This window comes from Neptuniibacter sp. (genome assembly GCF_024231755.1).
In the GTDB taxonomy this organism is placed as follows: domain Bacteria; phylum Pseudomonadota; class Gammaproteobacteria; order Pseudomonadales; family Balneatricaceae; genus Neptuniibacter.
Genome location: NZ_JAAEQH010000112.1, coordinates 76,468 through 87,655, shown reverse-complemented (window position 1 = coordinate 87,655; position 11,188 = coordinate 76,468). Strand labels below are relative to the sequence as shown.

10 protein-coding genes are annotated in these 11,188 nt (G+C 46.7%); all 10 read right to left on the bottom strand.

Annotated features, from left to right (window positions below; genetic code table 11):
• Window positions 1–2,475 (bottom strand): flagellar hook-associated protein FlgK (gene flgK / locus GY843_RS06385; RefSeq protein WP_297307681.1); only part of this gene is annotated, 2,475 nt, incomplete at its 3' end.
• Between the two features lie 81 nt (window positions 2,476–2,556).
• A complete protein-coding gene (flgJ, locus tag GY843_RS06380; RefSeq protein WP_297307679.1) occupies window positions 2,557–3,597 on the bottom strand; it encodes a flagellar assembly peptidoglycan hydrolase FlgJ in 1,041 nt (346 codons plus the stop codon).
• Window positions 3,598–4,686, bottom strand: coding sequence for a flagellar basal body P-ring protein FlgI (locus GY843_RS06375; protein WP_297307677.1), 1,089 nt, complete (start codon window positions 4,684–4,686; stop codon window positions 3,598–3,600).
• Between the two features lie 11 nt (window positions 4,687–4,697).
• Window positions 4,698–5,375 (bottom strand): flagellar basal body L-ring protein FlgH, encoded by a 678-nt coding sequence (gene flgH / locus GY843_RS06370; protein ID WP_297307675.1) that lies wholly within the window; start codon window positions 5,373–5,375, stop codon window positions 4,698–4,700.
• Between the two features lie 17 nt (window positions 5,376–5,392).
• Entirely contained in the window at window positions 5,393–6,178 is a 786-nt protein-coding gene (flgG, locus tag GY843_RS06365; protein WP_297307673.1) for a flagellar basal-body rod protein FlgG, read from the bottom strand.
• Window positions 6,179–6,198: 20 nt separating this feature from the next.
• Window positions 6,199–6,942 carry a flagellar basal body rod protein FlgF gene (locus GY843_RS06360; protein ID WP_297307671.1) on the bottom strand — a complete coding sequence of 248 codons (744 nt, stop codon included), beginning with the start codon at window positions 6,940–6,942 and terminating at the stop codon, window positions 6,199–6,201.
• A 156-nt stretch (window positions 6,943–7,098) separates the two neighbouring features.
• Entirely contained in the window at window positions 7,099–9,444 is a 2,346-nt protein-coding gene (locus GY843_RS06355) for a flagellar hook-basal body complex protein (RefSeq protein WP_297307669.1), read from the bottom strand.
• Window positions 9,445–9,454: 10 nt separating this feature from the next.
• Window positions 9,455–10,153, bottom strand: a complete 699-nt coding sequence (locus tag GY843_RS06350; RefSeq protein WP_297307667.1) for a flagellar hook capping FlgD N-terminal domain-containing protein — start codon at window positions 10,151–10,153, stop codon at window positions 9,455–9,457.
• Between the two features lie 25 nt (window positions 10,154–10,178).
• Window positions 10,179–10,616 carry a flagellar basal body rod protein FlgC gene (gene flgC, locus GY843_RS06345; protein WP_297307665.1) on the bottom strand — a complete coding sequence of 146 codons (438 nt, stop codon included), beginning with the start codon at window positions 10,614–10,616 and terminating at the stop codon, window positions 10,179–10,181.
• A 2-nt stretch (window positions 10,617–10,618) separates the two neighbouring features.
• Entirely contained in the window at window positions 10,619–11,014 is a 396-nt protein-coding gene (gene flgB / locus GY843_RS06340; RefSeq protein WP_297307663.1) for a flagellar basal body rod protein FlgB, read from the bottom strand.
• Window positions 11,015–11,188 lie beyond the last annotated feature (174 nt).

The window sequence follows — 11,188 nt, the reverse complement described above, 5'->3', positions numbered from 1 at the left end:
TACATTTGTAACAGCAGCATTCGCATTGCCATTAGTATGAGCATCAGGCTGGATCGTAAAGGTATCACCCACAACTGGGACACCTGTAACATCAAGAGATAGACCAATGCCTGGTATATCCAATGATCCTGGCGCTGCACTGAGTAAAGTAGCCCCTGTAGAGTCAGTAACAGTGTAAACATCAGGACCACTGGAACTATAAGTAACGGTCAGCGGATAGTTGGCTGAATTCACTGTACTGGTATCAGTTACACGAGCGTCAATTGCACCTGCTGCCGATGGCTGCCCAGTCACGGCACTAAATATCGGGGAATACTGCACCTCATTCTGTGTAGTCGGTGCCAGGGTAAATTGCTCACCTCCTGCAAAAACAGGTACTGCCGCCACATCAATTGACACTCCGATCTCCGGAATAGTCATATTGGTTCCGGTGAAAGTACCAGTAAACGCCAGTGTATTTCCGTTCACATCGTCGATATCAAAAACACCTGTGCCATTGTTGTAGGTCAGGGTTAATGGGTAATCAACACTGCCCGCAACCTCAGCATTGTTGATAGCAACGGAGGAGAAGGTCATGCCTGTAGAAACATCGGTAGCACTCACACCTGTTGGCGCAGTAACCAGATCATTTCCAGTGTACGCCACACCTTGAAGCTCACTCAGGAAAGATACCTCAACAGGTGGGGTGAGGCTGGTATCGTTAATTGTTGTAGAGTCATACTCAATCTGGGAAACCTCTCCATCAAGAGGCACACCACCTACCGTTATGGATAGGCCAAATTCAGTGGACAGATCAATCACACCTAATGCGGGGGTGAAAGGTGAACCGCCAAGAGGGTTTCCGTCGCCATCGACAATGGCATAGTCACCTGCATTGTGAGTCAGACTTAGAGGGTATGTCAGATTGTTGATCCGTGCAGGGTCAGTCACTTGTATAGCCACAGTACCCGCATTGGCTTCATCAGCATTCACTTCCAAACCTGCCACAGAAGGCGGCACAGCCGTATTCGGCACTTGGGATAGAACATCATATTCTATTTCAGTCACAGTGACTGAAACCTCCCCTGTACCTGAATTCGCAACATGTTCGGAAACGGCTAATGGAGTAGCCAATGCCAACTGACGAGCATTATTTAATACACTTTCGATATCCGATGCCCCTGTTCTCACCGGTCGGACAAGAAACTTATCACCTGGGGCAAAGATCTCTGAAGATTCAAGGCTTAGCGTAACCCCATCAACTCGTAGTCTCAGAATGCCATTGGCACTATCAAAGAAGAATTCACCATCTTCATCAACATCTGATGCCGCGGCAACCTCAGTCATTGATTCGTTAGTCTGCCTCAGATCATCACTACCTCTGACTAAGGTAAAGCTGTCTGTTGTATTAAAAGAAAGCTCATACTCAGTCGCAACCAACTGTGTGACATCATTAATTACTACGCTACCTGTTGCTGGTCTGGCATTATCTCTCTCTGAAAGCACTCGGCTGCCAGTAAGGCTGGAATCATTGATATCCGAAAACATCAATCCACCGGCATCACCATCCAGATCCATCCCTTTCTGATGCTGCTCATTCATAGTCTCGGCAAACACAATTGCCATACGACCCAGCTCATCAAGCGTATTGTTCAGAATGGTTTCTCGATAATCTAACGCTCCACCAATTTTCCCGCCGCTTAGTTGATTGGTGATATCCCCGACATTACTACCGATAACAATGCCAACATTTAGCTGCGATGTATCGGCCGGACTAATCAGAGTTGTCATGGAGTTTGCTGACAGACCAACAACTAAAGGCTCACCGTTACCAACAAAGACACTCATTTCGCCGGTAGGCTGTTCGATAGTTGTGAAACTCACATATTCAGACAATGCTTCCAGCTGCTGGTCTCGCTGATCCAACATTTCACTGGCAACATTTCCGGCAGCTTGAGCGATTCGGATATCGTCATTCAACTCAGCTATATGAGAGGCGATCGTATTTATTGCAGAAACACTACTTTCCAGACGTCCATTAATAGTATCTTGCTGACGACGGATATTGGCATCAAGGTCGTTGAAGCGTTTAACCAGTGCTTCTGTATTAGCAATAAACAGTTCCCTGTTTGGCAAGCTCACCGGGTCATCAACCGCTTGCTGCAACGAACCAAAATAATCATCCATAGCTTTGGAAACACTTGTGACATCAGATGCCATAAGGTTATCCAGCTCATTCGCATAATCTTCAAATGCATCGTAACTACTATGCGTAGCGCTATCAGCCCAGATCTGCCTATTGAGGAATTGGTCTGCCAGTCGATCAACCTCACTAACCTCAACGCCCGCATAAAACTCACGAGACTGGAATACAGGCTTTTGGCGAGTGTAACCCTCAGTATTAACATTACTGATGTTTTGACCGGTCACATTAAGAGCAGTCTGATTTGCCTGTAGGCTTTGCGTGCCTAATGTAAGTAAACCAAAACCGGACATAATCAACTCCTGTGGGGGATATGCTGCTTAAATTGCAAAGGCAATATTTAGGAGGGTGAGTAATAGCTTATCGGCGTATACTCAGCCTTCTTTAGAATCTGTGCCTTTGCTTGCCAGCAGTTCGCCCTCAAAAATATTTTTAATCTTCTCAGCATATTTAGGATCAGTTGCGTAACCTGCTTCCTGTAATTGCCGAACGTAATCATAGGGATCAGCAGCACTCTCCAGTGCTATCTTGTAACGAGGACTACTTTTCAGAAAATCCACGTAATCCCTAAAGCTATCTTCATAGCTGTCATAACTGCGGAAAGCTGCCTTTTCCCGCTGCGCAATACCGTCCCTGTACTCTAAAGTAGAAACCCGAGCGCTTGCGCCATCCCAACGCGTGTCTGCTTTGATGTTGAACAGATTATTACTGTTGCTGCCATCAGGAGAGCGCACCATAAATTTGCCCCAACCGGTTTCCAATGCTGACTGGGCCAGAAGAACACGAGGGTCAACACCCAGTTCTCCCGCCACCTTTTCAGCCAAAGGCATCAGGTTTTCCACAAACTGCTCTGGGCTTTCGAAACGATCTGGAAGATTTGCAACGGGCGCTTTAGCAACAGCATCTAGCTGCTGCTGAAAAACCTCTTTCACTGTATTTTTCTGCTCTTCCGTCAGAGTAATCCCTGGTGGATTTTCTCGACCTTCCGCTTTTGCCAAAAGAGCAGACGCAGCGATTGAAGCAGCCTGATCAAAAGCCTGATTTAGCTGCCTAGCATCCATATCAGGCGCTTTTACATCAGGATTAACCCTCTCACCTGCCTGGCCGCCCAATTGTCTAACCAGAACATCAGAAAGCCCAATACCCTTGTTGTTCGCCAGTTCCAGAGCTATCTGGTTGTCATACATGCTCTGGTAAAACTTGGTCTGGCTGCTATTCATGAAGTTATCATCACCAAATGCAGCATTGGCATCACGCATAGTACGCAGCAGCATATTCAAAAACAGTTGCTCGAACTGTTGAGCAGCCATCTGAAGACTTTCTTTACTGTCAGTCTTCGCTGAGGCTTTTAGCTTCTGTAACTCAGCCAGATCGGTATAGAGCTGAGTGTTACTACCCGCGTTAGTTTTAATCATCTAGATCACCACTAGCTCTGCTTTTAAGGCACCGGCCTGTTTCAAGGCTTCCAGAATAGCCATCAGATCACCCGGGGCAGCACCCACCTGGTTTACGGCCTCCACAATATCCTGCAGATTGGTACCCGGAGAGAACTCAAACATATGCCCGGAACCCGCATCCACTTCGATACCCGTACGTGGAGTAACCACTGTCTGCCCTTGACCTAAAGCATTTGGCTGATCAACATCAGGCTGCTCGGTAATTGCAACCGTCAAACCACCGTGAGTGATTGCCACAGGTGAAACACGCACTTCCTGACCAATAATGATGGTGCCGGTACGAGAGTTGATAACTACTTTCGCAGCATCCTTAGCAGGCTCTACATTCAGATTTTCCAGCACAGAAAGGAATGAAACTCGCTGAGATGGATCACGTGGAGCACGCACACGGATTGAAGTGGCATCCATTGAAGCAGCCATATCATTGCCTAGCAGATTATTGATCTGCTCAGCGACACGGCGAGAAGTAGTAAAATCCGGGCGGTGTAGGTTCAACACCAAGCTGTCACCTTGGGCAAAACCACTTGGAACAGCTCGTTCAACCGTAGCACCATTCGGAATACGACCAACACTAGGTACATTCAGAGACAGTTTAGAACCGTCTGCGCCCTGAACACCGAAACCAGACACCACTAGATTACCTTGAGCCACCGCATAAACCTGACCGTCAGCACCTTTCAAAGGGGACATCAACAGGCTTCCGCCACGCAGACTTTTCGCATCACCTATGGCTGAAACCGTAATATCAATTGCCTGACCAGGCTTAGCGAACGCTGGAAGCTCAGCATGAATCGCTACAGCAGCAATGTTCTTGGATGACGGATTGGTTGTGGAAGGAATCGCCACACCAAAGTTATTCAGCATATTTCGGAATGTCTGGGAGGTAAAAGACGTCTTATCGCCCGTACCATCCAAGCCTACTACCAATCCATAACCAACTAATTGGTTGGAGCGCACACCTGAGATACTAACCATATCTTTCAGGCGGCTTGCTTCTACTGACAAACTCAGTAGAACAGATGCAATTAGGAAAAGTGCTCTTTTCATCTCAATTCTCCTTAGAACGGCATCAACGCGCTGACAAAGAATTTAGACATCCAGCCCATCACGTTAGTGTCATGCACAGCACCCGTGCCGCTATAAGCGATACGCGCGTCGGCAATTTTAGTGGATTCAACAGTGTTATTAGAGCCGATATCCTGCGGGCGGATCATGCCGCTGATGCGGATATATTCATCACCCTGATTCAGAGTCAGCCACTTTTCGCCACGAACCAACAACACTCCATTTGGCAGAACATCATGAACTGTCACGGTGATACTACCGGTCAGGTTATTGCTCATGTCCGATGTACCTTCACCGGAGAAGGTAGTGGTCGGCGCAGTGATGGACGCACTCAGAGGTTTACCTAATACACGCGTCTCATGGCCCAGAAGTGTTGGTGTAGTTAAAGTGGTACTACCCGATTTATCCATCTCAGTAGTCGCGCTCTTCTGCGAGCTCGTACTTTCCTGCAGAGTAATCGTCAGGATATCGCCAATCCGATGAGCACGACCATCACCGTACAGATTCATGCTGGTTGCAGCGTTGTAGATAGATCCATCAACCGCTTTAGGTTGTACCAGTTTCGCCGGTGTGATTGGTGCATATTCCGGATTATTAGGTTTAACCTGTTTCTGGACGCATCCCGTCAAAACAAAGCTTGCAGAAATCAGGGCTAGAATCACTTTTTTCATCTTAATCACCTAGCTAATTAAAGCTGCTGGCTCACGTAAGAAAGCATCTCATCAGCTGTTGAGATCACTTTTGAATTCATCTCATAAGCACGCTGCGTAGTAATCATATCTACCAGCTCTTGAACCGAGTTAACGTTCGATCCTTCCAACGCGCCTTGAACCATAACCCCAGTTCCATTTTCACCTGGGTTACTAACCAACGGCGCGCCACTCGCACCTGACTCTTGGAACATGTTTTGGCCTAATGCAGCCAAACCCTGCGGGTTAACGAAGTCGGCCAATTGAATCTGGCCAATTTCTGTGGGCTGAGGATCCCCTGCGGTGATCACCTCAACCACGCCATCGGAACTGATAGAAAAGTTAACCACTTCCCCTGGAAGAGTGATGGCAGGTTCAATCAAATAGCCTTCTGCAGTAACCAACTCATTATCAGCATTCAGGTGTAGCTGCCCATTTCGGGTATAAGCTTGATCACCATTTGGAAGTGTAACCTGCAAAAAACCGCGACCATTGATTGCGACATCAAACGATTCTTCAGTAATCTCAATTTCACCTGTACTGAAGACCTTCTGGGTACCCACTGTACGTACCCCAAGACCAACCTGCAGACCTGAGGGCAATTGCGCCTCTTCAGCTGTTTGTGCACCTGGCTGACGGCGGATTTGATACATAAGATCTTCAAAAACGACATTATCTTTTTTGAAACCAACCGTTGATACGTTCGCCAGGTTGTTCGAAATCACCTTCAGATTGGTGTCCTGTGCGGTCATACCTGTTTTTGCGACATTCAATGCACCTTGCATCTATCTATCCTCAGTGATCGTTAAGATATTTTCAAAATGGTTGCAGCAGCTTCTGAGTTCTCTTCTGCTGTTTTCATCATTTTGATCTGCATTTCGAACTGACGGGATGAAGTGATAATTCCGGTCAGCTCACTTACAGCATTCACATTACTTGCTTCTATATACCCCGAACGAATGCGAACATTTGCATCAAGCGCAGCCGGAATTTCGTTTCCGGTTGTCATCAAACCATCAGGCCCCTTAAACAACGTTTGCGGGTCTGGGTTAACCAGTTTTAATTGATCGGCCACTAACAGCTCCGCAGCATTTTCACCTAAAGGTTTTAACGTGATAATGCCGTTTGTAGAGATATCGATATTCTCAAAAGGCGGCAAAACAATGGGAATTCCGCCGTTGCCCATCACCGGCAAACCACTGCCCGTAACCAACTGGTTAGCGGCATTGATCTGCAGTTTGCCGCCTCGGGTATAACCTTCCGTTCCGTCAGGTTTGATAACCGTAAGCCAGCCATCTCCAGCAAGCGCTACATCAAGCTTACGTCCGGTTTCAATCAAAGTTCCGTGGGTAGTATCGGTTGCAGGACGCTCTGTCTGGGCATAAACGCGAGAAGCATGACCTTCCCCAAACACTTGCATCGCACGGGCTTGAGCCAGATCGGCCTTAAACCCTGTTGTATTCGCATTTGCAAGGTTATTGGCATGAGCTTGCTGCGCAAGCATATTCTCGCGCGCGCCACTCATTGCTAAATAAAGAACCTTATCCATCTTTCTTTTCCCAAACTATGGCGGCCAATTACACTAAACCGCAAACCGATAATTACTTACCTTTACCTATACGTAGCAATGGGTGTGCCAAAAAACAAAAAAGGCCGCATAATGCAGCCCTTAGGGATAATGAGAATAAAGTACAGAGAATCGCTATTAGATCTGCAGGATATTCTGTGTCACCGTATTCAAGGTCTCTAGAGTCTTAGAGTTGGCCTGGAAGTTACGCTGCGCTTCGATAAGATTTACCAGCTCAGCGGAAAGGTCAACGTTGGATTGTTCAAGAGCAGCAGAACGAAGCGTACCGTTCAGACCAGTACCCGGCGGGTTAACAATTGCCGCACCTGACGTCAGTGTTGCCGTCCATTCTGTGTCCCCTGAAGGCTGTAACCCTGACTGGTTTTCAAAGGTAGCGATAGCCACCACACCCAGATTCTGGTTTTCACCATTGGAGAAGCTAGCCACCATTTCACCTGTCTCAGAGAAGGTCACCCCGATCAGGTCACCTTTGGTGTAACCATCCTGAGTGGAAGCTTTAACGATGGAAGCCGAAGCAAACTGAGTTGTATTACTTAGATCCAAAGAAATAGTTGTTACAGGGTTTGCCGGATCTGCTCCTGCAATCGTGATACTAGGAGCAGTACCACCAAGAGGAACATTTTCACCATTAATAGACTGCAGAAGACCGTTAGTAGAATTGAACTCAACCAAAACCGGGCCCGGCTCAGTTGTTCCCGGCTCACCTGGATCAACAGCCTTACCCACATCCAGCAGCTCAGAACCGTTCAGGTATGCATACATACTGTAGATACCCTGATAGGAGTTATCACCGGTTTCTACTTCAGGCGTTCCACCCATAATAGGTATAACACCCACCCCAGGATCCACATCACCAAAATCTATCTCCAGAACTCCATCATTAACGTTTCCGGATTCTGGTGCAAAGGTAACAACCAATTGCCCTGAGCTGTTAAACAGAACTGACTGTACATCAGGGTTAGCATCAATAATAGCCGCCTGGTTTGCTTCTATAGTATCCTCGACTACCTGCTGGGATGAACCACCTGTGAGCTGAATAGAAACTCCACCAATCGTGATATTGGCATCACCCAGCAAATTACCTGTCGTTGGACTGAATGCAGCACCATTGAAGGTATAAGTATGCACCTCACTGGCAGACAGCTCTTCAGAAGTAACTGTTACATCGGTCAGAATATTGGAACTAGTATCCCTCACCTGAACATCATCGACATCAGCGGCCGATGCATTAAACCGTAGAATAACTTGATCACCTGAGGTTCCACCAATCTCCACAGTAGCAATTCGGCTATCTGCAGTGGTGATAGCCTCTACTTCCGCATTGTAATCAATCGTACTCAGGCCTGTGCCATCAGCAACAGCGGTTGCATCAGCTTCATTATCATCAGCGATGGTAAACAATGCTGGCGCATCTGAACCATTATTGTAACGGAACAGCACATTATCGGGGTCTGCGGGATCCACAATCACGTCAATCATCTCTGGCGCACCACCACCTGTATTGTATGCGGAGACGATATCATCGGACCGGCTTGCCATCAAAGCTGCCAATCCTGCCGGTGTGTTATAAGCACCCGTACTATTGTCAATGCCCGTAATCTGGAATGCTGGTACTGCACCAATCGTGAAGGTTAAAGATTCTGCGGCACCCGTTGCATCAAGACCATCTGCAAGCACCATGGTACTGATATTACCCAGTGTGGTATCCGCATCATCAGGATCGATACCTACACCTTTTTGCAAATTGGCCAGATTCACCGTACCACCGCTGACAACCGCCTGCCCTGTCATTGTCTGCACAGAGAAGTCTAAGGTCTGCACCTCACGGAAAGGAGGCTGCTCCACCATATTAAACTTGATGGTATGTTCATTACCCAAACTATCAAAGGTTCTCACTGTAGTACTGTAGGTAAAGGAACTCGGCTCATCCTTATCATAAGGAGTAAATAGTGTTGCCGCATCTTCCCTCGAATCGATATTAAACGACAGGTCAATCTCTTCAGTCGCTTTTGGCGGACTCTCTTTCTCGCTTACCTGAAGATCACCAATTGGAAGACGATTGTCTTCTGAATCAAGACCATAACCTTGCAGGTACTTGCCGGACTTTGAAACAACAAAGCCATCTTTATCCAACTCAAAAGAGCCTGCTCGACTATAGGTAGTACTACCTTGCCCATCATCCAGCTGAAAGAAACCAGAACCATTAATTGCCAAGTCCAGGTTGTTGTTTGTGAACTCAATGGTACCCGCCTGGAAGTCCTGGGCGATATCACTTACCGTCACACCGGAACCTGCCACGTTGGCGGAACCAGCACCCACAACGGCGGTAGCGTAGATGTCACCAAACTCGGTGCGCGAAGATTTAAAACCTACTGTACTCGCATTCGCGATGTTGTTACCGGTTACATCTAGATCAGTAGTTGCTGCCTTCAAACCGGTTACTGCTGTATTAAAACCTGCCATTTTCTTATCCTCACACGCCGATTTGTTTCACATCACTGACATCAAAGGAGCCAGCATTTGTATTCACTTTCATACCGATACCATTTTCTCCCAGAGTCACACTGTTAACTCTGTAAGCCATATTGGTATCGATAGCTTCATATTCACCGTCACTCATACGTTCAACCGTAAAAGTGTAATCTCCGGACGGGATACTGGAATTTCCTTCCTCATCCAAAGGCATCTGCCAGGCAAACTCATGCTCACCCTGCTGCACAGCACCCAACTGCATGGTATCCACTAAGGAACCACTGGAGTTGTAAACTTTTATCCGAACCTCAGATGTGCTGGTTTCAAGATTAAAAGAGCCATTAGCATATGGATTTGCCGCAGTGCCCACTTCAGAGGTATCCCCTGGAATGTATACCGATTGACCTACCATGGACGAAGCCTGCAAAGCTGCCTGACTGGACAGCATCGACTGCGACATCTCATTCATAGAAGTATTCAGCTGATTAATGCTTTCAACTTGAGACATGGTGGCAATCTGCTGCATATAATCAGCTGTATCCGCGGGGCTTGATGGATCCTGATTCTGCAATTGCGCAATCATCAAACGCATAAACATATCACTGTCTTCTTCCGTTTGACTTGTTGCCGCCGCAGAAGACTTATTCGTTTGATTTATCTGATCAAAGACGTTTTGATTAATGCCATTAACATTACTCATGGCTAGTAGCCTCGCACACTATTCATTATTGCTGACCAAGACGGATTGTTTGCTGCAACATCTGCTTGGCTGTATTCATAATTTCGGTATTAATCTGGAATGATCTCGACGCAGAGATCATATCCGCCATCTCTTCCACCACGTTCACATTAGGGTAGTAGACATAACCCTGCTCATCCGCCATTGGATGCGCTGGGTTGTATTCCTGGCGCAGCTGCGCATCACTTTCAACGATGCCTAATACCTGCACTCCCTGACCGGCTGCCATTCCATCTATATTGTCCGGCTCTGCCAATGGATCAACCTGCTGTACTGCAAAAACAGGCTTACGTGCACGATAGGTTTCATCAAGACTTGAACTAACACTCTCAGCATTAGCAAGGTTACTGGCCGTAGTATTCAAGCGAATGGTCTGCGCATTCATTGCAGAACCAGCGATACCAAAAACATTACTTAATGACATGATTATTCACCCTTAATCGCTGATTTAAGACCAGAAAACTTTTTATTCAAAAACTGGAAAGAGGCCTGATAATCCATCGCATTCTCAGTATAGCGGGCCATTTCCTGTTGAACCTCTACCGTATTTCCATCAACAGAAGCCTGATGAGGAATTCGATACATCATATCCGCGGCCAAATCCGGTTCTAACAACTCAGTTTTATGAGCAGAGGAAGTAACGGCCTGCTTAACTTTTGGCTGCATCACACCTTCCAGCACATGTGCAAACTCAATATCACGTGCTTTAAAGTTTGGAGTATCTGCATTAGCTATATTGTTAGACAACACTTCAGCACGACGTGCTCGGAAAAGCAGTGCTTCATCATGAATTCCCAGTGCTGACTCAAAACTAATTGCCATTGTCTTGCCTCTTTAAATAAGTACCTGAATAAAAGCAGGAAACATACCAACAAACAAATTTCCTTATTTATCAGCAAGATAAAACAATTCAGTCTTAATAACAGATCATCAATACTTCTAAAGCGGCAAGCAGGAACCGCTTTATTGCCGCTTTATAGAATAGGGCAAGTGGCA

Bases quoted from the DNA above. Each gene is read 5' to 3' on its own strand.
- GY843_RS06355 (WP_297307669.1), bottom strand. From the start codon at position 9,444: ATGGCAGGTTTTAATACAGCAGTAACCGGTTTGAAGGCAGCAACTACT.
- flgJ (WP_297307679.1), bottom strand. From the start codon at position 3,597: ATGATTAAAACTAACGCGGGTAGTAACACTCAGCTCTATACCGATCTG.
- flgH (WP_297307675.1), bottom strand. From the start codon at position 5,375: ATGAAAAAAGTGATTCTAGCCCTGATTTCTGCAAGCTTTGTTTTGACG.
- GY843_RS06375 (WP_297307677.1), bottom strand. From the start codon at position 4,686: ATGAAAAGAGCACTTTTCCTAATTGCATCTGTTCTACTGAGTTTGTCA.
- flgG (WP_297307673.1), bottom strand. From the start codon at position 6,178: ATGCAAGGTGCATTGAATGTCGCAAAAACAGGTATGACCGCACAGGAC.
- GY843_RS06360 (WP_297307671.1), bottom strand. From the start codon at position 6,942: ATGGATAAGGTTCTTTATTTAGCAATGAGTGGCGCGCGCGAGAATATG.
- flgC (WP_297307665.1), bottom strand. From the start codon at position 10,616: ATGTCATTAAGTAATGTTTTTGGTATCGCTGGTTCTGCAATGAATGCG.
- GY843_RS06350 (WP_297307667.1), bottom strand. From the start codon at position 10,153: ATGAGTAATGTTAATGGCATTAATCAAAACGTCTTTGATCAGATAAAT.
- flgB (WP_297307663.1), bottom strand. From the start codon at position 11,014: ATGGCAATTAGTTTTGAGTCAGCACTGGGAATTCATGATGAAGCACTG.